The 25,545-nt window shown below is 72.7% G+C and carries 22 protein-coding genes; 18 read left to right on the top strand and 4 right to left on the bottom strand.

The annotated features are described in order from the left end of the window. The first annotated feature begins 100 nt into the window (after positions 1 to 100). The 10 genes from ACFYL4_RS00575 (at position 101) to ACFYL4_RS00530 (ending at position 8,960) form a co-directional block, all read left to right on the top strand. A complete protein-coding gene (locus tag ACFYL4_RS00575; protein ID WP_387515358.1) occupies positions 101 to 808 on the top strand; it encodes an SseB family protein in 708 nt (235 codons plus the stop codon). Between the two features lie 67 nt (positions 809 to 875). Beyond that, a complete protein-coding gene (locus ACFYL4_RS00570) occupies positions 876 to 1,856 on the top strand; it encodes a prepilin peptidase (protein WP_387515356.1) in 981 nt (326 codons plus the stop codon). Positions 1,857 to 1,901: 45 nt separating this feature from the next. Further along, the gene (aroC, locus tag ACFYL4_RS00565) at positions 1,902 to 3,083 is read left to right on the top strand and encodes a chorismate synthase (protein WP_387515354.1); all 1,182 of its coding nucleotides are present in this window, start codon (positions 1,902 to 1,904) and stop codon (positions 3,081 to 3,083) included. Positions 3,084 to 3,400: 317 nt separating this feature from the next. Next, positions 3,401 to 3,904, top strand: coding sequence for a shikimate kinase (locus ACFYL4_RS00560; RefSeq protein WP_357757390.1), 504 nt, complete (start codon positions 3,401 to 3,403; stop codon positions 3,902 to 3,904). Further along, complete coding sequence (gene aroB / locus ACFYL4_RS00555; RefSeq protein WP_387515353.1) at positions 3,901 to 4,983, top strand: 3-dehydroquinate synthase; 1,083 nt, start codon at positions 3,901 to 3,903, stop codon at positions 4,981 to 4,983. The genes ACFYL4_RS00560 and aroB overlap by 4 nt, the downstream gene beginning before the upstream one ends. A 161-nt stretch (positions 4,984 to 5,144) precedes the next feature. Next, on the top strand, positions 5,145 to 5,708 hold the full coding sequence (gene efp, locus ACFYL4_RS00550) for an elongation factor P (protein WP_357757091.1): 564 nt from the start codon (positions 5,145 to 5,147) through the stop codon (positions 5,706 to 5,708). Next, positions 5,708 to 6,121, top strand: a complete 414-nt coding sequence (gene nusB / locus ACFYL4_RS00545) for a transcription antitermination factor NusB (protein WP_357757089.1) — start codon at positions 5,708 to 5,710, stop codon at positions 6,119 to 6,121. Before efp ends, nusB begins: the two co-directional genes overlap by 1 nt. A gap of 44 nt (positions 6,122 to 6,165) precedes the next feature. After that, on the top strand, positions 6,166 to 6,963 hold the full coding sequence (locus ACFYL4_RS00540; protein ID WP_357757087.1) for a methyltransferase domain-containing protein: 798 nt from the start codon (positions 6,166 to 6,168) through the stop codon (positions 6,961 to 6,963). A 41-nt stretch (positions 6,964 to 7,004) separates the two neighbouring features. Beyond that, complete coding sequence (dinB, locus tag ACFYL4_RS00535; protein ID WP_357757084.1) at positions 7,005 to 8,291, top strand: DNA polymerase IV; 1,287 nt, start codon at positions 7,005 to 7,007, stop codon at positions 8,289 to 8,291. Between the two features lie 243 nt (positions 8,292 to 8,534). Next, positions 8,535 to 8,960, top strand: coding sequence for a DUF3040 domain-containing protein (locus ACFYL4_RS00530; RefSeq protein WP_357757082.1), 426 nt, complete (start codon positions 8,535 to 8,537; stop codon positions 8,958 to 8,960). Positions 8,961 to 9,232: 272 nt separating this feature from the next. On the opposite strand, the gene ACFYL4_RS00525 is transcribed toward ACFYL4_RS00530, so the two are convergent. Genes ACFYL4_RS00525 through ACFYL4_RS00515 form a run of 3 tightly spaced genes read right to left on the bottom strand, consistent with a single transcriptional unit; the run spans position 9,233 to position 13,930 of the window. Further along, positions 9,233 to 11,581: a transglutaminaseTgpA domain-containing protein gene (locus tag ACFYL4_RS00525; protein WP_387515937.1), complete on the bottom strand. Its 2,349-nt coding sequence runs from the start codon at positions 11,579 to 11,581 to the stop codon at positions 9,233 to 9,235. Positions 11,582 to 11,598: 17 nt separating this feature from the next. Beyond that, the gene (locus tag ACFYL4_RS00520) at positions 11,599 to 12,906 is read right to left on the bottom strand and encodes a DUF58 domain-containing protein (RefSeq protein ID WP_357757079.1); all 1,308 of its coding nucleotides are present in this window, start codon (positions 12,904 to 12,906) and stop codon (positions 11,599 to 11,601) included. 31 nt (positions 12,907 to 12,937) lie between these two features. Next, complete coding sequence (locus ACFYL4_RS00515; protein WP_357757076.1) at positions 12,938 to 13,930, bottom strand: MoxR family ATPase; 993 nt, start codon at positions 13,928 to 13,930, stop codon at positions 12,938 to 12,940. A gap of 320 nt (positions 13,931 to 14,250) precedes the next feature. Here ACFYL4_RS00515 and mraZ point away from each other — a divergent pair, with 320 nt between their 5' ends. The 4 genes from mraZ to ACFYL4_RS00495 all read left to right on the top strand — a co-directional run bounded on the left by mraZ (position 14,251) and on the right by ACFYL4_RS00495 (position 18,466). Then, positions 14,251 to 14,682: a division/cell wall cluster transcriptional repressor MraZ gene (mraZ, locus tag ACFYL4_RS00510; protein WP_357757073.1), complete on the top strand. Its 432-nt coding sequence runs from the start codon at positions 14,251 to 14,253 to the stop codon at positions 14,680 to 14,682. Between the two features lie 275 nt (positions 14,683 to 14,957). Then, complete coding sequence (gene rsmH, locus ACFYL4_RS00505; RefSeq protein WP_357757384.1) at positions 14,958 to 16,019, top strand: 16S rRNA (cytosine(1402)-N(4))-methyltransferase RsmH; 1,062 nt, start codon at positions 14,958 to 14,960, stop codon at positions 16,017 to 16,019. A 9-nt stretch (positions 16,020 to 16,028) separates the two neighbouring features. Beyond that, positions 16,029 to 16,493: a hypothetical protein gene (locus ACFYL4_RS00500; protein ID WP_357757070.1), complete on the top strand. Its 465-nt coding sequence runs from the start codon at positions 16,029 to 16,031 to the stop codon at positions 16,491 to 16,493. After that, positions 16,490 to 18,466, top strand: a complete 1,977-nt coding sequence (locus ACFYL4_RS00495; protein ID WP_387515348.1) for a peptidoglycan D,D-transpeptidase FtsI family protein — start codon at positions 16,490 to 16,492, stop codon at positions 18,464 to 18,466. Before ACFYL4_RS00500 ends, ACFYL4_RS00495 begins: the two co-directional genes overlap by 4 nt. Before the next feature lie 31 nt (positions 18,467 to 18,497). Here ACFYL4_RS00495 and mmuM read toward each other — a convergent pair whose 3' ends face one another. Continuing rightward, positions 18,498 to 19,400 carry a homocysteine S-methyltransferase gene (gene mmuM, locus ACFYL4_RS00490; protein WP_357757065.1) on the bottom strand — a complete coding sequence of 301 codons (903 nt, stop codon included), beginning with the start codon at positions 19,398 to 19,400 and terminating at the stop codon, positions 18,498 to 18,500. Between the two features lie 96 nt (positions 19,401 to 19,496). On the opposite strand from mmuM, the gene ACFYL4_RS00485 reads away from it, so the two are divergent. The 4 genes from ACFYL4_RS00485 (at position 19,497) to murD (ending at position 25,541) form a co-directional block, all read left to right on the top strand. Beyond that, positions 19,497 to 21,161 (top strand): UDP-N-acetylmuramoyl-L-alanyl-D-glutamate--2,6-diaminopimelate ligase, encoded by a 1,665-nt coding sequence (locus ACFYL4_RS00485; RefSeq protein ID WP_387515345.1) that lies wholly within the window; start codon positions 19,497 to 19,499, stop codon positions 21,159 to 21,161. 387 nt (positions 21,162 to 21,548) lie between these two features. Continuing rightward, the gene (gene murF / locus ACFYL4_RS00480) at positions 21,549 to 22,997 is read left to right on the top strand and encodes a UDP-N-acetylmuramoyl-tripeptide--D-alanyl-D-alanine ligase (protein WP_357757061.1); all 1,449 of its coding nucleotides are present in this window, start codon (positions 21,549 to 21,551) and stop codon (positions 22,995 to 22,997) included. Continuing rightward, entirely contained in the window at positions 22,994 to 24,067 is a 1,074-nt protein-coding gene (mraY, locus tag ACFYL4_RS00475) for a phospho-N-acetylmuramoyl-pentapeptide-transferase (RefSeq protein ID WP_017544493.1), read from the top strand. Before murF ends, mraY begins: the two co-directional genes overlap by 4 nt. Before the next feature lie 4 nt (positions 24,068 to 24,071). After that, positions 24,072 to 25,541 carry a UDP-N-acetylmuramoyl-L-alanine--D-glutamate ligase gene (gene murD / locus ACFYL4_RS00470; protein ID WP_387515343.1) on the top strand — a complete coding sequence of 490 codons (1,470 nt, stop codon included), beginning with the start codon at positions 24,072 to 24,074 and terminating at the stop codon, positions 25,539 to 25,541. The last annotated feature ends 4 nt before the right edge of the window (positions 25,542 to 25,545 follow it).

Here is a 25,545-nt window from a genome sequence, read left to right as displayed (position 1 = left end):
GGGCGGCCGCCCCGCACGGCGCCGACAGGGGAGAGGTCACATGGTTCTGTCCGAGAGGGGACCCCGGCACGGACACGCGCCCCGGGTAGAGTCGGAACACGTGAGCAGACCATCGATCACCGGCGCCCAGAACTTCCGCGACGACGACGGCAGCGCCGACCCGGCCGTCGAGACGGCCCTGCGCGAGCACGCGGCGGGCCGGACCGGCGACCGCCAGGTCCTGACCGCCCTCGGCGGGTCCCGGGTCCTCATCCCGGTGGTGGCGGTGGCCACCGAGACCGAGGAGGGCGCGGGAGGGCTCACCAAGGACAAGAACAGCGAGGTGGCCATCCCCATCATGACCGGCAAGGACGGTCGCAGGGGGGTCCTGGCCTTCACCTCCGTGGACGCGGTCCGGCGCTGGCGGCCGGACGCCCGGCCGGTCCCCTTCACCACCCGGGACGCCTGCAAGGCCACCCTGGAGGAGAACGCCGACGCGCTGGTGATCGACGTGTCCGGGCCGGTCCCGCACACGATCCAGGGGCGCTTCCTCACCGTGCTCGCTGAGAAGGGCTCGGTTCCCGAACCCCAGGACGACCCGCAGGTGCTGTCGATCATCTATCGCGTCACCCACGCCGAGTTCGGTGTGGAACGCGTGCGGGTCCACGCCTCCGAACGCGCGGACCTCGGCATCCGGCTCGAACTGGAGGAGCGCGACGACGAGTCGCTGCGCCGCGTCGCCGAGCGGCTCGGATCCGAACTCCAGCACGTGCTGCCCGGCGGGGTGGAGCTGAGCGCGGTCGTGCGGGCCCGGCGCGACGACACCTGACCCCGGGGTTGTGCACAGGTGGCCCGACACCCTGTCGCCGACCGCCGCCAGCAGGTAGTTTCCGAACATGTCCACCCCCCTGGAGCTCGCGTCGTCCCCCACGGCGCGGGCGGCCCTCACCGCCGCCGTCCTCCTCGTCGCGGGACTGGCGGTCGGCCGCGTCGGCGGTCGCCTGGTCCACCTCTTCGGCCCCGCGGGGCCGCCCGAACCCGCCGGGCCGCCGGGGCGGGCCGCTCCCCAACAGGACGCTGCCACAGGAGGGGGCGGCGACCCCGTAGGCGCGCCCGACGCGCCGAGCGCGTCCGCCGCCACCGCCACGAGCGCCCCCGACCCCGGTGCGACACCGGACGGCCCCCCGCCGCCCCGCTGCCCGCACTGCCTGATCCGCGTCCCCTTCGCCCGCGGGCTGCCGGTCCCCGCCGCGCGCGCGTTCCGACGCGGTGGGCCCTGCCCCCACTGCGCGGTGCCCGTCCGCTCCCAACCGGCCGTCGTCGCCACCACGGCCCTGCTGTTCGCGCTGGTCGGAGCCGTCGCCCCCGCCCACCTCGCCGAGTGGACGCCCTTCGGCCTGCTCGCCGTGCTCTGGTTCGTCGCCCTCGGTGTGCCGCTGTCCGCCGTCGACCTGCGGGTCATGCGACTGCCCGACGCCCTCGTCGCCCCCGCCTACCCGGTCGCCGCGCTCCTGCTGGCCGCGTCGGTGCTCCTCCCGCCGTCCGGGCCCGACCCGGAGCGCGGGTCCGGGGCCCTGGTGGGCATGGTGCTCGTCACGGTCCTGTACTGGCTCATGTGGCGGATCAGACCCGGGGGGCTCGGCTTCGGAGACGTCAAGCTCTCCGGACTCACCGGTCTGTACGCGGGCTGGGCCGCCGGTCCGGTCGGCGCCCTGGCCGCCGCCTTCTGGGCCTTCGCGGCCTTCTCCCTGCTCGGCCTGGCCCTGCTGCTCCTGCGCCGGATCACCCGGGCCGACCCCCTGCCGCTCGGCCCGTTCATGCTCGCCGCCACCCTCGCCACCGTCCTGGCCGGTCACCCCCTGCTTCCCCAAGCCTGAACCCGGTGACCACGCCCGCCCCCGATCCGTGGGAGGATCGGTGCCATGTTGCGTTGGCTGACCGCGGGGGAGTCCCACGGACCTGCACTCGTCGCGATCCTGGAGGGCCTTCCGGCCGGTGTGTCCGTCACCTCTGACGACATCGCCGCCGCGCTGCTCCGCCGTCGCGCCGGGTACGGTCGGGGCGCCCGGATGAAGTTCGAGAAGGACCAGGTCTCCGTCATCGGGGGCATCCGGCACGGCCTCACCCAGGGTGGGCCGGTCGCGATCGAGGTCGCAAACTCCGAGTGGCCCAAGTGGGAGAAGGTGATGTCGCCCGACCCGGTTCCCGCCGAGGAACTGGACGGCATGGCGCGCAACGCGCCGCTCACCCGCCCCCGGCCCGGGCACGCCGACCTCGTCGGCATGCAGAAGTACGGGCACGTGGAGTCCCGGCCGATCCTGGAGCGCGCCAGCGCCCGTGAGACCGCGGCCCGGGTCGCGGTCGGCGAGGTCGCCCGGCGGTTCTGCCGTGAGGCGCTCGGCGTCGAGATCCTGAGCCACGTGGTCTCCATGGGCCCCGTCGGCGTTCCCGAGGGCGCGCCCGAGCCCCGCCCCGAGGACCTCGCCGCCATCGACGAGGACCCGCTGCGCTGCTTCGACGCCGCGACCAGCGCGCGCATGGTCGAGGAGGTCGACGACACCAGGAAGTCCGGGGACACTCTGGGCGGCGTCGTCGAGGTGCTCGCCTACGGACTGCCGCCCGGCCTGGGCAGCCACGTGCACTGGGACCGCCGCCTGGACTCCCGTCTGGCCGGTGCCCTCATGGGCATCCAGGCCATCAAGGGCGTGGAGGTCGGGGACGGTTTCCGGACCGCCGCCCGCCGGGGTTCGCAGGCCCACGACGAGATCGAGCCCGGTCCCGACGGCGTCCGCCGCCGCACCAACCGCGCCGGAGGGGTCGAGGGCGGCATGTCCACCGGCGACCCGCTGCGGGTGCGCGCCGCGATGAAGCCCATCGCCACGGTGCCCAAGGCGCTGGACACCATCGACACCGAGACCGGAGAGCCCACCAAGGCCCACCACCAGCGCAGCGACGTCACCGCCGTCCCGGCCGCCGGTGTGGTCGCCGAGTCCATGGTGGCGCTGGTCATCGCCGAGGCCGCCATCGAGAAGTTCGGCGGCGACTCGGTCTCCGAGACCGCCCGTAACCTCCGGGGCTACCTGGACGCGCTGGCGATCCGCTAGCACCACCCCACACCGGCCCGCCCTCCCCGGAGCGCGGGCCGGTGTGCTGGGCGGATGAGCCCACCGCCCGGGGGCCCGCGCACGCGTTGAGGGGTGGTCCCCGGGAACGAGCACTCCCGGGGCCGGCTCTGGTGGTCCCCCGCGCACGTGGGGACGCGCCCCGCGACAACCGGTAGCGTTGGTGGGACAGAGCCTGCTCCCCGTGCGCGGTGAGGGACCCGCCGTCAGGCGCGCCTTCGAGCAGGCGGTCGGAAACGTTCCCCGCGCACGCGGGGATGACCCCCAGAGGTAGGCAGAGCGTGGCAAGAGCGATCGCGGTGCTCATCGGTTCGCCCGGTTCGGGCAAGTCCACCGTCGGCGAGGCCCTGGCCCGTCGGCTGGACACCGACCTGTTGTGCACCGACACCGAGATCGAGAGGCGTGCGGGCAAGCCCATCGGCGACATCTTCGTCCAGGACGGGGAGGAGCGCTTCCGCGCCCTGGAGCGCGAGGTCGTCGCGGAGGGGTTGCGCGCCTGGGACGGTGTCATCGCGGTCGGCGGCGGCGCGGTCCTGGACGAGGACACCCGCAGGGACCTGGCCGACCACCACGTGGTCTACCTCCAGGTGGAGTTCGGCGAGGCCGCCAAGCGCGTCGGCATGGACGTAGCCCGCCCCCTCCTGGCCGGTAACCCCCGCACCCAGCTGCGCAAGCTCCTCAACGAGCGCCTCCCCGTGTACGAGGGCCTGGCCTCGGTCACCGTCCCCACCACCGACTACCACCCCGAGGAGATCGTGGACGTCATCGTCGCCTCCCTCCCCGCCGGGAGGGCCGCCCAGTGACCGTCACCCGCATCGGCGTGGGCGAGCCCGCCGGACGCTACGACGTGGTGATCGGCACCGGCGTCCTCTCCGAACTCCCCTCCCTGGTCGGCGGCGCCGCCCAGGTGGCCGTCATCCACCCCGAGGGCCTGGGCGAGATCGCCCGCCCGGTGGTCGGGGTCCTGGAGGAGGCGGGGTACCGCGTCCGGCCCATGCCGGTCCCCGACGGCGAGGCCGCCAAGACCGCCGCCGTCGCCGCCGACCTGTGGTCGCGGCTGGGCGCGGCCAACTTCACCCGTACCGACGCGGTGGTGGGCGTGGGCGGCGGGGCCGCCACCGACCTGGCCGGGTTCGTCGCCGCCACCTGGCTGCGCGGGGTGCGCTCGGTCCTGGTCCCCACCACCCTGCTGGGCATGGTGGACGCCGCCGTGGGCGGCAAGACCGGCATCAACACCCCCGAGGGCAAGAACCTCGTCGGAGCCTTCCACCCCCCGGCCGGAGTCCTGTGCGACCTGGCCACCCTGCCGAGCCTGCCACGGGCGGACTACGTCGGCGGGGTCGCCGAGATCATCAAGGCCGGGTTCATCGCGGACCCCGTCATCTGCGACCTGGTCGAGGACGACCCCGAAGGCGCGGCCCGGCCCGAGGGAGGCCACACCCGCGAACTCATCGAACGCGCCATCCGGGTCAAGGCCGACGTCGTCTCCGGCGACCTCAGGGAGAGCGGCCGTCGCGAGATCCTCAACTACGGCCACACCCTCGGGCACGCTGTCGAGCGCGCCGAGAACTACACGTTCCGGCACGGCCACGCCGTCTCCATCGGCATGGTGTTCGTGGCCGAGATGGCCCGTCTGGACGGTCGGATCGACGAGGCGCTGGTGCGGCGGCACCGCTCCCTGCTCACCTCGGTGGGCCTGCCCGTCAGCTACTCGGCCGAGGCCTGGCCGGAGCTGCGCGCCACCATGGCTGTGGACAAGAAGGCCCGCGGGGCCACGCTCCGCTTCGTCGTCCTGGACGGTCTGGCCCGTCCCGCGATCCTCAGCGGACCCGCCCCCGAGCTGCTCGACGGCGCCTACCAGGCGGTCGTGGACGGTTCCTGAGTCCTCGGAAGCCACTAGACTGACCGAAGGCGAGGAGTGCCCGGGCACCGGACCGGCACGGCCGAGGGCCGCCACGGGAACCGCGCCTCGCCCCACTGACCACCGACCGGACCACCGTGTCCGGTCTCCGACGTGTCACACCCCTGGGAGAGACGACCGAAGTGGCCACGACGAACGACATCAAGAACGGCACGACCCTGCGGCTCGACGGCGGCGTCCTCTGGAACGTCCTGGAGTTCCAGCACGTCAAGCCGGGCAAGGGCGGCGCGTTCGTCCGTACCAAGCTCAAGAACGTCCTCACGGGCAAGATCGTCGACAAGACCTTCAACGCGGGCTCCAAGGTCGAGTTCGCCAGCGTCGACCGGCGCGACATGGAGTACCTGTACCACGACGGTGACTCCTTCATCTTCATGGACACCCAGACCTACGACCAGATCCCGGTCAGCGACGCCGTGGTCGGCGACGCCAAGGGCTTCCTGCTGGAGAACACCAAGGTCACGGTGGCCACCAACGAGGGCAACCCGCTCTACATCGAGATGCCCGCCGCCGTGGAGCTGGAGATCTCCGAGACCGACCCGGGCGTCCAGGGCGACCGCTCCACGGGCGGCACCAAGCCCGCCAAGGTCCAGACCGGCGCCACCATCCAGGTCCCCCTGTTCGTCACCACCGGCGAGCGCGTCAAGGTCGACACCCGCACGGGTGACTACCTCGGGCGTGTCAACTGATGAGTGGTGCACGGCGCAAGGCACGTCGGCGCGCGGTCGAGGTCCTCTACGAGGCCGAGGTGCGCTCCACCTCGGTGGAGGACGTCATCAGGCGTCGCCGAGCCCAGCCCGAACCGCCGATCAACGAGTTCACCGAGCTGCTGGCCCGCTCCGTGGACGAGCGGCGCGAGCGCATCGACGCGCTCCTGGACGAGTACGCCATCGGGTGGACCCTGGAGCGCATGCCGGTCGTCGACCGCAACATCCTCCGGATGGGCGCCTACGAGCTCCTGTGGGCCGAGGACATCCCGGACGGCGTGGCGATCGCCGAGGCGGTCGGTGTCGCCAAGGAGCTCTCCACCGACGAGTCGCCCAACTTCATCAGCGGACTGTTGTCCAGGCTGATGGAGAACAAGGCGACGCTCTCGCTCTGAGACCTCGCACCGAGGCCGGGCACTAGCTGATTGAGGGAACGCAGGTGACTGACAGGAGCGGCACGCACGCGACCGCCGCGAGCGGTTTCGGTACGGGCGGCGCGGCCGGCCCCGCGCGGGCGGCCAACGCGGCCCGGACCGCCGTGGTGTGGGACGCCCTCTCGCGGTTGCTGGACCGTCTCTTCGATGGTGAGCCCCTGGAGATCGTCGACGCGGGCGGTGGTACCGGCGGTGTCGCCGTTCCGCTCGCCGAACTCGGTCACCGCGTGACCGTCGTCGAGCCCAGCCCGGACTCCCTGGCGGCCCTGGAGCGCCGCGCGGCCGAGAGCGGCGTCGTGGTGCGTGGGGTCCAGGGGGAGACCCGGGACCTGGCCTCGCTCTTCCCGGCCGCCAGCGCCGACCTCGTGCTGGTGCACAACGTGCTGGAGTACGTCGACGACCCCGCCGCCGCGTTGGCCGACGTCGCCGGTGTCACCCGACCCGGCGGCGCGGTCAGCCTGCTGGTCACCAACGCCGTCGCCGGGGCCCTGCACCGGGTCCTGGCCGGGCACATCACCGAGGCACGGCACCTGCTGGAGGACCCCGACGGCCGTTGGGGCGGCGCCGATCCCATGCCGCGCCGGTTCACCCGTCAGCAGCTCCTCGAGCTGATCGGCCGTTCGGGTCTGACCGGCGAGAGTGTGCGCGGGGTGCGGGTGTTCGCCGACATCCTGCCCGGGCACGCCTGGGAGGGCGACGCCCAGGCCGGGCAGCAGCTGGTGGAGCTGGAGCGGGCCGCCGCCGACCATCCGGAGCTGACCGGCGTCGCCACCCAGCTGCACGTCGTCGCGCTGAAGCCGTAGGGCGGGAACGGGCCGTCCTGATCAGGGCATAGCCTGGGCGTATGAGCCGACGTCAACTGGAGCGCGGTGCCGCTCTGCGGGGTGTGGTCACCTCCGAGGGGATCGCTCCCCTGGGGCCGGACTTCCCCCTGGACGGTTCCGGTCCGGACGACGACTGCGCGATCCTGCACCTGGACATGGACGCGTTCTTCGCGAGTGTGGAGCAGCTGCGTCACCCGGAGGCGCGGGGCCGCCCGGTGATCGTGGGCGGAACCGGCCCGCGCAGCGTGGTCTCCTCCGCCGACTACCTGGCCCGCCGCCACGGCGTGCACTCGGCGATGCCCATGGCCCAGGCGATGCGGTTGTGTCCGGAGGCGCTGGTCTACCCGCCGGACGGCGCGGCCTACCGGAAGGCCTCCGAGGCCGTCATGGACATCCTGGGTTCGGTGACGCCGCTGGTGCAGCCGCTGTCGTTGGACGAGGCCTTCCTGGACGTGTCCGGTGCCCGTCGCCGTCTGGGGGGACCGGTGCGGATCGCCGCGATGATCCGCGAGCGGGTACGCCGCGAGCAGCGGCTCACCTGTTCGGTCGGGGTGGCCGCCACGCGGTTCGTGGCCAAACTCGGCTCCACGCACTGCAAGCCCGACGGTCTGCTGTTGGTGCCCACGCGGGAGGTACGCGGCTTCCTGCACCCGTTGCCCATCGGGGCCCTGCCCGGGGTGGGGGACAAGACCGAGCGCACCCTCGTACGGCTGGGCCTGCGCACGGTGGGGGCCCTGGCCGCGGCCGACCCGGGCCTGCTGCGGATGGAGCTGGGGGAGAAGGCGGGTTCCCGCCTGGCCGCGCTCGCGCGGGGCGAGGACCCCAGCCCGGTCGTCCCCGAGAGCCAGGACAAGAGCGTCGGAGCGGAGGAGACCTTCGCGGAGGACGTGGCCACCCCCGAGCTGATCGACCGCGAGCTCCTACGGCTGTCGGAGAAGGTGGCGCACCGGCTGCGGTTGTCGGGTCAGGTGGGGCGCACGGTGAGCGTGAAGCTGCGCCGCGCGGACTTCTCCACGATCACGAGGGCGCGGACCCTGTCCGAGAGCACGGACGTGGCCCGGGAGATCAGTGCCGTGGCGCGTGCGCTCTACGCGGCGTCGGGGCTGCGGGGTACCCCGCTGCGCCTGGTGGGGGTCCGGTTGGAGGGAGTCGCTCCGGTGGAGGGGGCGCACCACCAGCTCGCGTTGGGTGAGGAGGACACGGGTTGGCGGGACGTTGAACGGGTTATGGACCGGGTGAGAGCCCGTTTCGGTCCAAGCGCGATACAGTCGGCCGTATTGGCCAAGCGTGACGAAAACGACGTATGATGCGGCAACTTCCGGGGACCTCTGAGCGTTCTCAGAACAGGACCGGAGTAAGGGTAAGAAGAGAGGCATGGAAGCCGGTGTTTCCGATACAGGGCGAGGGTATCGTGGCCGTAGTGGGTCAGGTACACACGCAGCTTTTCTTTCCACTAGGCGCTAGTGCACCGTATTCTGGGCATACCACTGACCAAGAGACTGTTCATCAGTACCCGTCACCCCAACCGGGGACTGCCGTAGGGAGGCGCCGTGCCGCTCTCTGAACACGAGCAGCGCATGCTCGACCAGATCGAGCAGGCGCTGTATGCCGAGGACCCGAAGTTCGCGAACACTGTTCGGCAGACGAACCCGGGAGTCCATTACAAGCGCTGGATCATCAAGGCCGTCATCGGCTTCGTGCTCGGCATGGGGTTGCTGCTCCTGGGGCTGTTGCTGAGTAGTCCGGACTCGTCGCTGGCGCTTCCGGTCACCATCAGCGTCCTGGGGTTCATCTTCATGCTGGCCTCCTTCCTGCTGGGCGCCAACGCCTGGCGCAAGTCCGCCGGGGGCGGCGCGGAGGCGATGCTCGCGGAGGCCGAGGCGGAGGACAAACACAGGCGCAGGGGTGCCAAGCGTCCCGGGATGATGAACCGCTTCGAGGAGCGGTGGCGTCGTCGCCAGGAGGGCGAGGAGTAGGAGCCCGCCCGGGGCGGACACCGGTCCGCGCCGGGCGCCGCGTGCCTCGAACGTTCGCCCGTTCACGACGGTGGGGTCCACACACGTACGGCGTGTGTGGACCCCACCGTCGTGTGCGGGAGATTCCTGATCCGTCCTCCCGCGCCCGTGTGCCGACGCGTCGTGCCGCGCGGGCACGTCCGTGGGACGGCGCCGTGCCGCGGGGGCGGGTCACCGTGGGAGCGGGGCGGCGTGCCCCGTACGGGACACACCGCCCCGCGGCCCGAACGGGATCAGGCCGCGACGGGTACGGCGTCGGCGGCGGTCCGGGGGCGGCGCCACGGGGCCAGGGAACGCGGCAGGGCCAGGGCCCGCCAGCGCTCGACACGGGTGGCCGCCGACCTCGCCCCAGACACGGCCACGGCCAGGTCGGTGGCGAGGCCGGACCCGTTCACGCCCGGGTCCGGGGCGTAGCGGGCCGCCTCCTCGGCCAGGGCCAGCCGCCACACGGCGGCGTGCGCCTCGGAGGGCAGTAGCGAACCGTTCGGACGGACCGCCCCCAGCCGGGCGGCGGTGGCCCGGGGGCTCTCGGTGAGCGACCACTCCGTGCCCAGGTCCAGACAGGTGTCCCGGAGTTCCCGCCACGCGGCGTGCGCACCGTCGGCCCCGCCCGAGGCCACCGCGGCCCGGCGCGACCAGCGCACCACCGCACGCGCCAGCGCGGGTGCGACCAACAGCAGCAGACCGCCGAGGACGCCCGCCGCGACCGGCCACCAGGGCGCTGCGGACGAGCCCGTGCCCTCTCCGGAGGCGCTCACGGCGGGGTCGGTGGGCTCCGCCTCGTCCTCCTCCTGGGGGGTGGGGGTCGGCTCGGCGGGAGCGGTGGAGGGGTCGTCCTCGGGGGAGGCGCTCGGCTCGGGGGCGGCCGAGGCGCTCGGTTCCGGGTCGGGGCGGCGCTCGGAGTCGGTCCCGCCGTCCCCCGTGTACTCGGGGACCGTCGCGGTGCCCTGTCCCTGGGACGAGCTCGGGGTGGGCTCGAAGCGCAGCCATCCAGCGCCCTCGAAGTACAGTTCCGGCCAGGCGTGCGCGTCGCTCACCGACACCGACCACTCGCCGTCGCCCCCGCGCTGGCCGGAGGTGTAGCCCACCGCGACCCGGGCGGGGATGTCGGCCTGGCGGGCCATGACCGCCATGGCCCCCGCGAACTGCTCGCAGTAGCCGATCCGGTCCTCCAGGAGGAAGTGGGCCAGCGGGTCGGCGCCGTTCGGCACGGCGGGCGGGCGCAGGTCGTAGGTGAAGGAGCCGCCGGTGAAGAAGCCCTGGAGGGCGACGGCGCGCTCGTAGGCGGAGTCGGCGTCCTCGGTCAGGGAGTCGGTGAGCTCGCCCACGCGGCGGTCGATGCCGCTCGGGAGGTCGAGGTAGGAGCCGGAGAGGGAGCGCGGGCGACCGGCGTCGGCCAGGTCCCGCGCCTCGGGGCTGTTCTCCGCGGACTCCACGGTGAAGTCGAACCCGTCCGGGGGCGGGTTGGTGGTGTAGACCATCAGTGATTCGGGGTCCACGTACCAGTCGCCGGGCGCCTCCACCGAGCGGGCCGGGTAGGGCAGGGGAAGGAACTCCATGCCGGGGGCGTCGGGGTCCAGAGTGACACTCGTGCTCACGGAGGCGGGGGCGGCGGAGTCGCGGCCCGGGGGCGGCGGCAGCGTGCCGTCCAGGGTGGACTCGCGTCCGGTCCGCACCGGCGACATCGTCCAGTTCTCCCCGCCGAACTCGTCCAGGACGTAGGTGCGCAGGTAGTCGGGTTGCTCGGCGTCCGTCTGGTAGGTCAGTACCGTGCGGTCGGAGGAGGCGGCCAGGTCACGGCGGAGCGAGACCAGCGGATGGACGGTGGTCACACTGCCGCCGGCGTGGAACTCGGCGCCGTCCGCGAGGGTCTGGAACGCGTCGGTGCGCAGCGACGGCACCATCATCGGCAGGGACAGCGCCAGGAGGATCGCCGTGGAGGCCGAGGCCACCACGATGCCCGCCTGCGCGGCGCCCGCGGCGAACCGGCTGCCCGGGGTGTGCCCGTCCGGGACCCGCACCCCCCACTCGCGCCCCCGCACCCACATGTCCGTGGCCAGCAGGACGACGTAACCGCCCGCGCAGACCACGGCCTGGACCCAGGTCAGGCCGCCGCCGTCGACGGCCAGCGGCACCACGATGAGCGCCAGTGTCAGTCCGCCGGTCATGCCCGGGCAGCGGGCGGTGACGGCGAGGAAGTCCGCCGTCATCATGAACACCAGGAAGGTCAGCGCGATGATCAGCTGGAGCCCGGTGGTGGTCGGGACGGGCACGGCACTGGTGTTGATGCTGTGGACGCCCTGCTCGAACAGCGCCCACGCCCGTTCGAAGGTCGCCGCCGTCGGAACGACCCCGAGGAACCCGGTGCCGGGGGTGAGGATCGGGGTGAACAGCAGCGCCGCGACCAGGAGCTGGAGGAACGGCACCGGGAACGCGCTCCGGCCGGTCAGGCGGTACAGGGCCGACACCAGGGTCACCGCGACCATGAGGACCACGGCGGGCCCCCACCAGCCGTCGCCCCGGATCAGCCCTCCGAGCAGGGGCAGCGTCGCCAGCATCGCGACCAGGGTGGCCGCGGGCATCAGCGTTCTCGACAGGATCAACGGGACCCCTCCCAGGGGACACGTGCGCCCGCCGGGGCCGGAGGCGCCCCGGAGGGGGCGTGGCCGCCGTGGGGCGCGGCGGACGCGGACCCGACCCCGGAGTCGGGGGTGGTCGCGTGCCGCCACAACGGGGGAAGTTCGGCGGGGTCGGCGACGGCGAGCACCCGCCAGCCGTTGGCGGCCAGCAGGTCGCGGGTACGCCGGACGTGTTCGGGGTCGGTCCAGGCGGCCCGCGTGCACAGCACCGCCACGTGCGGACCCGAGCCCCTGACCCTGGACAGGGAGGCGGCGTCCTCGGGGGAGATCGCACCCAGGACCGCCACCACCAGACTGGAGGAGGAGCCCCGGGCGCCCTCCAGAGCGCTGATGCCCCCGTACAGGCTGTCCGCCTCGGAGGCCTCCACGGTCGCCAGGCCGTCCAGCACGCCGGACGCGTGCTCGGTGTGGAGTCGGCCCCGCTCGGTGTGCAGGCGCAGTTCGTGCCCGCCCTCCAGCAGGTGCACCGCCACCGACGCGGTCACGCTCACCGCCGTCTCCAGGGAGTCCCCGGAGTCCTCGCCTTCGTGCGCGGCCGAGCGGGTGTCGAGGAGCAGGGTGCTGTGCTCGCGCCAGTGCTGTTCGTCGCGGCGCACCATGAGCTCGCCGTGCTTGGCGGTGGAGCGCCAGTGCACCCGGCGCATCTCGTCGCCGTACCGGTACTCGCGGGGGATCGGGTCCTGTTCGCCGGCCCCGGCCACGGAACGGCGGGGGGAGTTCTCCCCCTGGGAACCGTCGGAGGCGCCGAGCGCGGCCAGCGGGACCACCTGCGGTGTCACCAGCAGGGCGCTGGGCGCGCCCACCCGTCGGGTCACCCGGACACAGCCCAGCGGGTCCGTCACGCTCACCCGCAGAGGACCGACAGGGTAGCGGCCGCGCACCTGCGGCCGCACCAGGTACGTGATGTCGCGGACCGCGCGCGGCGCCAGGAAGCCCACCGTGTAACGGGGCTCGTACCCCAACCGGACCGGGAGGGTGTCCTCGACCCGCACCCACACCACGGGCCAGGCGGGCGAGGCGTTGCCGACCCGGACCAGGACACGCGTGTCGGTCCCGGCGGTGACGCGGCTCGGCTGCAACGCCCGGCTCTGCGCCACCCGGCCGGCCGCGCCGAGGATCGTCAGCGCCGAGACCGGCGGTACCAGGAGGAGGAACAGACCCACCCCCACGAGTTCCCGCTGGCCGATGACGAAGCCGCACACGAGCGTGACGACACCGGAGAACAGCATCAGACCACCGCGTGCGGTGAGGGTACGTTGCGGGCGCATGGTCCGTCTCTAGGGGGTCGGGGGGCAGGGGTCAGCGGGGACCGGGCACGGGCAGACGGGAGACCAGTTTGGCCACGATCTGCTCGGCGCCGAGCCGCTCCATCTGGGCCTCGGGGCCGGGCAGCAGGCGGTGGGCCAGCACCGGGACGGCCAGCGCCTGCACGTCGTCGGGCACGACGTAGTGGCGTCCCTCCAGGGCGGCGTGCGCCCGCGCGGCCCTGACCAGGTGCAGGGTGGCGCGCGGCGAGGCGCCCAGCTTGAGTTCGGGGGCGGTGCGGGTCGAGTTGACCAGGTCCACGACGTAGCGGCGCATCCCGGGGGCCATGTGCACGTTGTGCACGCGCTCCACCAGGGAACGGATCTCCGCCGCGTTGGTGACCGGGGCCATCTGCTCCAGCGGCGAGCGGGAGCTGTGGCTGTCGATCATGTCCAGCTCGGCCTGAGGGGAGGGGTAGCCCACCGAGACGCGGGCCATGAACCGGTCCCGCTGCGCCTCGGGCAGCGCGTAGGTGCCCTCCATGTCCGCCGGGTTCTGGGTGGCCACCACCATGAACGGGCGCTCCAGGGCACGGGTCTGACCGTCCACGCTGACCTGGCGCTCCTCCATGCACTCCAGGAGGGCCGACTGGGTCTTGGGCGAGGCACGGTTGATCTCGTCGCCCAGCACGATGTTGGCGAACACCGGACCGGGGTTGAACTCGAACTCGTTGCGGTCCTGGTGGTAGACGCTCACCCCGGTGATGTCGCTGGGCAGTAGGTCCGGGGTGAACTGCACGCGCTGCACCGAGCAGTCCACGGCCCGGCCCAGGGCCTTGGCCATCATCGTCTTGCCCACCCCGGGGACGTCCTCGACGAGGAGGTGGCCCTCGGCGAACAGGACGGTCAGCGCGATGCGCAGGACCTCGGGCTTGCCCTCGATGACCGTTTCGATCGCCCCGCGGACGCGGTCGGCGACGGCGACGACGGCACCGACGTCTCCCCGCACGTCGCCTCCGTGGCCGTCATGCTGTGTGCCGAGTGACACGGGAACCCTCTCGCTCGGTGTGTCTGCCTGTATCCCTGTGTATCGCTCCGAGGCTAGGGCCAATCACATCGATTGCAAACCAAAGTGCCGGAATCGGCCGCCGTGCGGAGCGGCCGGTGGCGGAGGCGGTGCGCGACGCACGCGGGCGTCATCGCGCCCCACACGGACACCACGCGCAAGCCGCCTTTCTGACCTGCGCATTTATCGATTCTTCGGCGGTCGAATACCGATTGAAGCTGTTGACGGTGGGGAGGAGTGGAGTAAGGTGGAGCACCGTGGAGAGGGGTGAATTCTCCGCATAGGGGTGAGGGGGTGAGTGCGTGTTCCTCGGCACCCACACACCTCGCCTCGACCAGAAGGGACGGCTGTTCCTTCCCGCGAAGTACCGCGACGAACTGTCGGGGGGTCTGGTGATCACGAAGGGCCAGGAGCGCTGCCTCTACGTCTTTCCGGCGGACGAGTTCCGCCGCCTCACCGACGCCCTGCGCTCCGCGCCGGTCACCGCCAAGGCGGTCCGCGACTACAGCCGCGTCCTCTTCGCCAGCGCGTCGGACGAGTCCTGCGACAAGCAGGGCAGGGTCACGATCCCGTCGAAACTGCGCGCCTACGCGGGCCTGGACCGCGAGTGCGTCGTCATCGGGGCCAACACGCGACTGGAGATCTGGGACGCCGCCGCGTGGTCGGAGTACGAGGCCGTGCAGGAGCAGGCGTTCTCGCAACTCTCAGAGGAGGTGCTGCCCGGAGTGCTGTGACGACGCGGCGGGCGCCCGAACGCCCCCGATCCACCAGCACAGCCCATGCGACGCCGGGACCGGTGGCGGTCTCCGGAGACGGTCATCACGAGCTGGCGCGACTTCCCCGGTGCCAGGTCGTGAGCGTACGTCCGCCGGAAGGTGGACAATAGCGGCCGTGTCCGGAGGCCCTGCCGACCGTTTCGGAAGGGCCACGCGAAGGACACCGTGGGGCGCGCCCAGCGCGTCGTACGGACCCAGGGGGAGATCGCGACAGCGTGGAGGAACAGCAGCGCATGGGGGACAACCGGCAGTACGGGCGGTCCGACGGGCCCGACCCGACGGACCACGGGGCCACACAGGACGACATCGCCGCCCGCGTCAGGGCGGCCAGGGAGGGGATCGATCCCCTGCACGTACCGGTCATGCTCGACCGGATCGTGGAACTGCTCGCGCCAGCGCTGAGCAGGCCCGGGGCCGTCCTCGTCGACGGCACCCTCGGTCTGGGCGGGCACTCCGAGGCCCTGCTCAGGGCCTGCCCCACCCTGCGGCTGGTCGGCGTGGACCGCGACCCCACCGCCCTCGAACGCAGCGCCAGGCGGCTCGCGCCCTTCGCGGACCGCACCCACTTCGTCCACGCCGTCTACTCCGAGATCCCGCGCGCCCTCGACGAGGCCGGAGCGGAGTACGCCGACGCGGTCCTGCTGGACCTCGGTGTGTCCTCGCCACAGCTGGACGAGACCGACCGTGGTTTCGCCTACGCCCACGACGCGCCCCTGGACATGCGCATGGACGGTACCCAGGAGCTCACCGCCGCCGCGGTCGTCAACGACTACCCCGTCGCCGAACTCACCCGTGTCCTGCGCACCTACGGTGAGGAGCGCTTCGCCTCCCGGGTGGCCCGCGCCATCGAGCGCCGACGCGCCCAGGGTCGGATCGACTCCACCCGTGAACTGGCCGAACTGGTGCGCGACGCGATCCCCGCGGCCACCCGCCGCACCGGCGGACACCCCGCCAAGCGCACCTTCCAGGGCCTGCGCATCGAGGTCAACGCCGAGCTCTCCATCCTGGAGGAGACCCTCCCCGCCGCGACGTCCCGGCTGGACGTCGGCGGCCGCATCGCGGTGCTGTCCTACCACTCGTTGGAGGACAGGATGACCAAGAGGGCCTTCGCCGCCCTGGCCACCGACACCACCCCCGCCGACCTTCCGGTCCCCCTCCCGGACCGCCAACCGGAACTCCGGCTCCTGACCAGGGGCGCGGAACTCCCCACGGACGAAGAGAACGAACGCAACCCGCGCGCCCAGTCGGCACGCCTCCGGGCCGCCGAACGCGTGCGCTGGCCGTCGCGGCAGTAGGGAGACCAGATGGGCACGAAGACGGACACACGCCGTACCACCAGGGAGCGCACGACGACCAGGCGTACCGGGGCCGCCAAGCGCCCCGCCGCGCCCAGGCGTCCGGCGCGCCCGGCGGCCAACCCGGGCAGCGCCCGCCCCGCGGGTACCGGCCCCGCACCGAAGATCCCCTTCGTGCTGCTCATCCTGTGCCTGCTCGGCGGGGCGCTGGTGGCGCTCCTCGTGCTGCGCAGCGTCGTCGCGCAGGAGGCGTACACCATCACCAGTCTCCAGTCGGAGAACCGGGAGATGTCCTACGTGGAGCAGCAGCTGGAGAAGTCCGTGGCCCACCTGGAGACCTCCGAGCGCATCGCGAGCGAGGCCGAGGGCATGGGCATGGAACAGGGGGACGCGCCCCTCTTCCTCGACCCGGACAGCGGTGAGGTCTCCGGCGGTACGGGGGCCGGCACCGGGACCGCTGGGAGCGGAGAGTGAGCAACCCCCGCGACCGGCGTCCCCGAGACCCCCGAGGGCCCGGAGCCGCCGGACGCTCCGGGTCCCGCCCCAGCAAGCGCCCCCAGCGCGAGCCCCGGCGTCCGGCCAGCGGCGCCCGTACCGGTTCCGGCACCGGCCGCAGGGGCACCGCGCGTGAGGTGAGGAGGGGCGGGGAGCGGCCCCGGCGTACGTCCGCGCCTCCGCCGCCCCCGCCGCCGCTCCTGCGCCGCACCTTCCAGCAGGGCGATCCGAACAAGCGCATCAAGATCGGCGGGGCCATCATCGTGGTGATCCTCCTGCTGTTCGCGGGAAGACTCACCCAGATCCAGGGAGTGGACGCCGAGCGCTACGCCGAGGCCGCCGCCAACCTGCGCCTCCAGACCATCGACATCCCCACTCTGCGCGGGCAGATCACCGACGCCGCGGGCAACCCCTTCGCCCTGTCGGTGGAGGTGCGCACCGTCTTCGTCGACCCGGAGGAGGTCGAGGAGGAGCAGCGCGACCAGCTGGTGGACGAACTGGTCTCCCGGTTCGAGCTGGACCGGGAGGAGGTCGGGGCCAAGGTCGACGCCGCTCCCAGCCGCTACCAGGTGGTGGCCAAGAGGGTCTCGCCGGGGGACTGGCAGGACCTGCGCGAACTCGGCCTGTCCGGGGTGGGAGCCGAGGTGGACTACGAACGGGTCTACCCGGAGGAGACCGGAGCTGCCGACCTGGTCGGCTTCGTGGGCTCGGAGGGCCACGGTCTGGAGGGCCTGGAGGGCTACCTCGACTCGACACTGGCGGGTGAGTCCGGCAAGCGCCAGGTCGAGGTGGGCAACGACGGTACCCAGATCCCCATGGCGGGAGGGCTGGTGCGCGAGCCGGAGCCCGGCCAGGACGTGCGCCTGACCCTGGACCGCGACCTCCAGTGGTTCGTCCAGCAGGCGCTGGCCGAAAGGGTGGAGGAGTTGGACGCCGAGGGCGGCAGCGCCATCGTCACCAACACCGACCAGGAGATCCTCGCGATGGCGGACTACCCGTCCTACTCGCAGAACGACATCGACGCCACCGGACCGGAGGAGTGGTCCAACGGTGCCGTGGCCGAGACCTTCGAGCCGGGCAGCACGAACAAGGTGATCACGCTCGCGGCCGCTTTGGAGGAGGAGCTGACCACACCGGAGACGGTGTACACGGTGCCGTACACCCTCCAGTACTACGACCAGACGTTCCGCAACTCCACCAACAACGGCACCCAGCGGCTCACCGTCAACGGGATCATGGCCCAGTCCAGCAACGTGGGCACCATCAAGATCGCCGACCAGGTCAAGGCCGGGGTGCTGCACTCCTACATGAAGGACTTCGGTCTGGGGCAGCCCACCGGCCTGGCCCTTCCCGGAGAGGAGTCGGGCGTGCTCACCGACCCCGACGACTGGTGGGGGACCCAGCTCCCCTCGGTGTCCATCGGGCACGGACTCTCGGTGAACGCCGCCCAGATGGCGTCGGTCTACGCGACCATCGCCAACGGCGGGGTCCGGGTCGAGCCCCGGCTCATCGCCGGGACCGTCGACACGGACGGGGAGTTCACCCCCTCCGAGGCGCCGGAGAGGACCAGGATCGTCAGCGAGGACACCGCCGACCAGCTCGCCCTGATGCTGGAGGCGGTCACCAGCGACGAGGGCACCGCCCCGCAGGCGCGCATCGAGGGATACCGGGTCGCGGGCAAGACCGGCACGGCCAACCGCATCAACCCGGAGACGGGCGGGTACGACGGCGGCGGCTACACGGCGACCTTCGCCGGGTTCGCGCCCGCCGACGCCCCCGAGCTCGTCGTCCAGGTGGTCCTGCACAACCCGAAGGACACCTACTACGGCGGCGAGGCCGCGGGACCGGTGTTCAACGACATCATGTCCTTCGCCCTCAAGACCATGAAGGTTCCGCCGACGGACACCGAGCCCCCCGCCATCCGCCTCTTCGAAGAGGAGGAGGACCGCTGACCCCGCGCCCGGGCCGGGTACCCGGCCCGGGCTACGGAGCGTCGACGGGGAGGGCGTCCACCGCGTCCCGGACCGCGCGTACGTGCTCCGGTCCGGTGCGGCAGCAGCCGCCCACCAGGACGGCTCCGTCGGAGACCCAGCCGGCGGAGGCCCGCCCGAAGTCCACGGGGTCCGTCACCCCGGTCCACCGCCGCTCCGCGGCGTCCCAGCGCTCTCCGGAGTTCGGGTAGGCCGCGCCGGGGGCGCCGGCGAGGGCGACCTCGCGCAGGAGCCCCGGCACGTCGCCGGGCGGCACGCAGTTGACACCGACGGCCACGACACGGTCGAGGGCGGCGAGTTCGGCGGCCATTTCGCGCAGCGGCGTGCCGTCGGCGAGGTGCGCCGCGTCCGAACAGGAGAAGGAGAACCACGCCCGCACGTGCGGCGTCTCCTCCAGGAGCCGGGCCAGGGCCCTGGCCTCGGCGCGCGAGGGCAGGGTCTCACAGGCCACCAGGTCGGCGCCGCTGTCGGTGAGCACCCGCCACCGTTCCCGGTGCCAGTGGAACAGGTCGTCCTCGTCGAGGTCGTAGTCGCCGGTGTACTCGGAGCCGTCGGCTCGGGCGGCCCCGTAGGGGCCCACGCCGGCCGCCACGAATCCGCTGCCGTGGGCGTCGCGTTCGGCGAGGGCGAGCCCGACCGAACGGGCGAGCAGCGCCAGCGCCTCGGATCGCGAGTGGACGTGCCGCGTCAGCTCCTCCACACCGGCCTGGTAGCTGGCGGTGATGGCGACGTCGGCGCCCGCCGCGAAGTACTCGCGGTGGACACGGGCGACGAGTTCCGGCTCCTCGACCAGGACGCGGGCGGACCACAGGCCGCCGGACAGGTCGCGGCCGCGCGCCTCCAGGCTCGTGGCCAGACCCCCGTCCAGCACGAGCGGTCGTGACGGCTCCGTCATGGCGGTACCTCCTCCGACCGAAGTATCACCCCTGGGCAGCGTGGAAATTACCGGCGGGACCCCCGCAGCCGTTAACCTCCACACGTGCCACCGGTAATGCGACCTGAACACGCCAGACTCCGTCCACTGTCCGACCTCGCAGCGCTGCTCGGTCCGGACGCCACTCTCCTGCGCCCCGACCTCGGCGCGGACCGTCCAGCGGACATGCCCGACAGGGAGATCCATGTCCGCGGTATCACCCATGACTCCCGCAAGGTGCGGCAGGGCGACCTGTACGCCGCGCTGCCGGGGACCCGCGCGCACGGCGCCGACTTCTCCCAACAGGTGGCCGACGCCGAGGCGGCGGCCGTCCTCACCGACGCGGCGGGCGCCGACCGCGCCGCCGCGACCGGCCTGCCCGTGCTGGTCGTGCCGGACGTCCGCGCCGTGCTGGGAACGGCCGCGGCCTGGGTCTACGGCGACCCCGCCCAAGAACTGCTCCTGGTGGGCACCACCGGCACCAGCGGCAAGACCACGGTCACCTACCTGATCGAGTCCGGCCTGCGGCAGGCCGGGATGAGCACGGGCCTGGTCGGTACCGTGGAGATGCGGGTGGGCGACGAACGGGTCGCCTCCTCGCTGACCACGCCCGAGGCCACGGACCTGCACGGCCTGTTCGCGGTCATGCGCGAGCACGGGACGTCGGCCGCGGCCATGGAGGTCTCCAGCCACGCCCTGGCCCTGGGCCGGGTCGGCGGGACCCGGTACGACGTCGCGATCTTCACGAACCTCTCGCAGGACCACCTGGACTTCCACTCGGACCTGCGCGACTACTTCGACACCAAGGCGCGTCTGTTCACCCCCGAGTACTGCGACATCGCGGTGGTCAACGTCGACGACCGGTTCGGCCGCGCCCTGGTGGACATGGTCCAGGGCCGCGGCGCGGTCCCCGTCACCACCTTCGCCGTGGAGGGCGGTTCGGACGCCGGTGCGGAGCACGCCATGGCCGCCGACTGGACGGCCGTGGACGTCGAGCTCGGCGCCACCGGCAGCACCTTCCGCATCGTGGGTCCGGGCGGCATGGAGGCCCTCGCCTCGGTGGGGCTGCCCGGGCCGTTCAACGTCTCCAACGCCATGGCGGCCGTCGTGGGCCTGGTCGAGGCGGGCGTGCCCATGGAGACGGCGATCGCGGGTGTGGCCGCGGCGCCCGGGGTTCCGGGCCGCATGGAACCGGTCGAGGTCAGGGGCGCCTCGGGCCCCCAGGACTTCGCGGCCCTGGTGGACTACTCGCACAAGCCCGGCGCCATCGAGGCCGTGCTCGGCGCGCTGCGGGAGACCACCGACGGCCAGATCACCATGGTGGTCGGCTGCGGCGGTGACCGCGACCGGGCCAAGCGGCCGCTGATGGGCGAGGCCGCCGCGCGCCTGGCCGACCAGCTGATCATCACCAACGACAACCCGCGCGGCGAGGACCCGGTGTCCATCGCGTCGGCGATGCTGGACGGCGTGGCCAAGGTCCCCGAGGACCAGCGCGCGCGGGTCACCGTGGAGTTCGACCGCGCCGAGGCCATCGGTCTGGGCGTGCACCGGACCGGCCCCGGCGACGTCGTCGTGGTCGCGGGCAAGGGGCACGAGACCGGTCAGTACGTCAAGGGCGAGGTGCTGCCCTTCGACGACCGCGAGGTCCTGCGGGGCGCCATCGAGGACGCCCTGCGCACCCGCTCCAGCGAACGCCTCGGCCAGGCCCTCCAGGACGTCCACCGCGCGCCCGACGAGGCCTGACGCCCGACACACCCGAGACGCGCCGTGGAGGGTGACGACCTCTTTCCGGGACGCGGTCCCAGACCGCGTCCCGGTGGCGTGCGCCGTCGCGACGTGCGCGAATCGTACGCGCGTGAGGTGTCGCCGATCACGAAGTGGAGCATATTGCTCCGCACAGGGCCCTGCCGGGACCCCAGACGCCCCAACATGTTCTAAGGTAGGTCCGGCAATCGCAGCCCGACACGTGCCGCCCACCCAGGCGCCCGCGGCCCGGTACCAGCCGGAGTCCGTGGCCCGGCGCGGCACCGCGCGCACGGTATCCGCGGTGCCATCCCCTGACCCGATCCCGAGGCCGGGTGGCCAATGCCCTTGGGGCGCCGTGGGCCGGGCCTGACCTGAGGAGTGGATTTGATCGCGCTCACGCTCGATCGGATCGCTGAGATCACCCAAACCGCCATCGGCGGATCAGCGCGCCCCGACGCCGTCGTCGACGGCCCCGTCGTCATCGACTCCCGACAGGTGGCGCCCGGAGCGCTCTTCGTCGCGCTGAGCGGTGAACGCGTCGACGGACACGACTACGCCGCCTCCGCCGTCGCCGCCGGAGCCGTCGCGGTCCTGGCCTCGCGCCCGGTCGACGCACCCCACCTGCTGGTGGACGGGGGCGACGACGAGGTCGTGGCGGCCCTGGCCCGACTCGCCCGGCACGTGGCCACCGAACTCGGCGACCCCGGGCGCGGAAGGGACACCACCGAGGTCGTGGGGGTCACCGGCTCCTCCGGGAAGACCACCACCAAGGACCTCATCGCGCAGGTCGTCGCCAACCTGGGTCCGACCGTCGCGCCCGCCGGTTCGTTCAACAACGAGATCGGCCACCCGCTCACGGTCCTGCGCGCCGACACCGGCACGAAGAACCTCGTGCTGGAGGTCGCGGCGCGCGGCATCGGGCACATCGCCCACCTGTGCCGCGTCGCGCCGCCCCGGATCGGCGTGGTGCTCAACGTTGGCAGCGCCCACATGGGCGAGTTCGGCGGCCGGGACGCCATCGCCCGGGCCAAGGGCGAGCTGGTGGAGTCCCTGCCCCCCGGCAGCGACCGGCGCGGCGAGGGCGGGCTGGCCGTGCTCAACGCCGACGACCCGCTCGTGCGCGCCATGAGCTCGCGCACCCGGGCCCGCGTGGTGCTCTACGGCACCGCCGAGGACGCCCAGGTGCGCGCCACGGACACCGTCATCGGCGCCGACGGCGCCCCGTCCTTCACCCTGCGCCTGCGCGGCCGCACGGCCCCGGTCCGGCTGGGGCTGGTCGGTGCCCACCAGGTCGGCAACGCGCTGGCCGCGGCGGCCGTCGCCGACGACCTCGGGATGGACATCGAAGACATCGCCGCCGCCCTCGGCGCGGCGACCCCGGTCAGCCGCTGGCGTATGGAGGTCACCGAACACCACGGTGCCACCCTCGTCAACGACGCCTACAACGCCAACCCCGAGTCGATGCGGGCGGCGCTGACCACCCTGGGCGCGCTCGCCCGGGACCGCCGGTCCATCGCGGTGCTCGCCCACATGGCCGAGCTCGGCGATGACGGACGGGCCGAACACGAGAGCGTGGGGGAGCTGGCCGCCGAGGCCGGAGTGGCCCACCTCGTCGTGGTCGGCGCGGAGGCCGAGGGGATCGCAGTCGGAGCCGAACGCGCCGCCCAGCAGGGGCGGTGGCACGGTGAGAGCATCCGGGTTCCCGACGCGGAGGCGGCAGCCGACGCGGTGCGCGAACGGATGCGCACAGGAGACGTTGTCATTGTGAAGGGATCGCGCGTGGCTGCGCTCGAAAGGGTCATCGACCTCATCACCAAGGGTGATGTCCAGTGATCGGCATCACCATCGCGGCGGGGCTCTCGCTGATCATCTCCATGGTGCTGATGCCGCCGCTCATCAAGCTCCTGTACCGGTTCAAGTTCGGCCAGGAGGTCCGCGACGACGGACCCGAGGGCCACAAGACCAAGCAGGGCACGCCCACCATGGGCGGCATCGTGATCATCCTCGGCGCGGTGGTGGGCTACTTCGGCTCCCACCTGCTGCTGTGGGCGATCCAACCGGCCGCGTCCGGGCCCACGGCCTCCGGCCTCCTGGTCATGTTCCTGTTCGTCGGTATGGGCTGTGTCGGCTTCCTGGACGACTTCATCAAGATCTACAAGCGCCGCAGCCTGGGCCTGCGCAGCGGCGCGAAGATGGTCGGCCAGGCCGTCATCGGCGTCGGCTTCGCCTACGGGGTCACCCAGTTCCCCAACGGCTACGGCTACACCCCGGCCGCCCCCCAGCTGTCGTTCCTCCGCGACTTCGGCCCGCCCCTGATGATCGGCGTGTTCGTCATCTGGGCGCTGTTCCTCATCGTGGGCTTCTCCAACGCGGTCAACCTCACCGACGGCCTGGACGGCCTGGCCACCGGTGCCACGATCCTGTCGCTGGCCGCCTACGTCATCATCGGCAACTGGCAGCTGCGCCAGTCCTGCGTGGAGGCGCTCACCTCCAGCTGCTACACGGTCCGCGACCCCCTGGACCTGGCCGTGGTCGCCTCCGCGGTGCTCGGCTCGTGCATCGGCTTCCTGTGGTTCAACGCCCCGCCGGCGAAGATCTTCATGGGCGACACCGGTTCGCTGGCCCTGGGCGGTCTCATCGTGGGTCTGGCCATCACGACCCGCACCCAGCTCCTGCTGCTGCTCATCGGCGGCCTGTTCGTCATCATCACCATGTCCGTGATGATCCAGATCACCTCGTTCCGCCTCACCGGCAAACGGGTGTTCCGCATGGCGCCGCTCCAGCACCACTTCGAGTTGAAGGGGTGGGCGGAGACCACCATCGTCATCCGGTTCTGGATCATCCAGGGCCTGTTCATGGCGATCGCGATCGGACTCTTCTACCTGGAATGGATGCCAAGCTAGAGGCATGCCGCACCAGCAACCTTCCGACAGCTCCCGCACCGCCGCCCCCGCCGAGGGTGGGAACGCCCTCGAGGGCGCGCGCGTGTGCGTCGCCGGTCTGGGTGTCTCCGGGCCCCCCGTCGCCAGGGCACTCCTGGCGCGGGGGGCCCGCGTCGTCGTCGTGGACGGCCGGGACGACGACACCACCCGGGCCGTGGCCGCCCCCCTGACCGAGGCCGGTGCCGAGGTCGTCCTGGGCTCCACGCCGCTGCCCGAGGACTGCGACCTCGTGGTCACCTCGCCCGGGTGGCGCCCCGACTCCCCGCTCCTGCTCCGCGCCGCCGAGGCCGGGGTGGAGGTCATCGGCGACGTGGAACTGGCCTGGCGGCTCAGGCCCGCGGACCAGGTGTGGCTCGCCATCACCGGCACCAACGGCAAGACCACCACCGTGCGCATGCTGGAGTCCATCCTGCGCGCGGACGGCCGCGACGCGCTCGCCGTCGGCAACGTGGGGACCCCGATCGTGGACGCCGTACTGCCCGACGAGGACGGTCACGTGCACGACGTCCTGGCCGTGGAGCTGTCCAGCTTCCAGCTGCACTGGTCCAGCAGCGTCCGGCCCCACGCGGCCGTGGTGCTCAACGTCGCCCCCGACCACCTGGACTGGCACGGCGGCCTGGAGCCCTACGCCCGCGCCAAGGGCCGGGTGTTCGCCCGCGGCACCGTCCGCGTCGTCAACACCGCCGACGCCTGGTCGGCGCGGCTCGCCGAGGAGGAGGGCGACCCGCACACCCCGGTGGTGGGGCTGCGCCTGGACACACCGCGCGCGGGTGAGCTCGGAGTGGTCGAGGACCTGCTGGTGGACCGCGCCTTCGTCGACGACCCGCACGGCAGCGCCGAGGAGCTCGCCACCCTGGGCGACGTGCGGCCCGCCGCTCCGCACAACGTGGCCAACGCCCTGGCCGCCGCCGCCCTGGCCCGCTCGGTGGGGGTCGCTCCCGCCTCGGTCGGGGCCGGGCTGCGCGCCTTCGTCCCCGAACCCCACCGCATCGCGCACGTGGCCTCGGTCGCGGGCGTGGACTACGTCGACGACTCCAAGGCCACCAACCCGCACGCGGCGGCCGCGTCGCTGAACTCCTACGCGTCGGTGGTGTGGATCGCGGGCGGCCTGCTGAAGGGGGCCGAGGTCGGCGAGCTGGTCGCCGGTGCGGCGGCCCGCCTGCGCGGCGCGGTGCTGATCGGCGCCGACCGCGAGCGCGTCCGCGAGGCCCTGGCCGAGCACGCCCCGCACGTGCCGGTGGTGGAGGTGGAGGGACCCGAGCCCGACGCGCCCGCCGGTCACACGGTGATGGACGCGGTGGTCGCCCGAGCCGCCGACCTGGCCCGCGACGGGGACACGGTGCTGCTCGCCCCGGCCGCCGCCTCCATGGACATGTTCACCAACTACCCGGAGCGCGGCCGCCTCTTCGCCGAGGCCGTCCTGCGCCTGCGCTGAGTCA

The sequence above is a fragment of the Nocardiopsis sp. NPDC006938 genome, from assembly GCF_042869555.1.
GTDB lineage: Bacteria > Actinomycetota > Actinomycetes > Streptosporangiales > Streptosporangiaceae > Nocardiopsis.
Note: the sequence above shows the minus strand (reverse complement) of the source record. Positions and strands in the feature narration are given on the sequence as shown.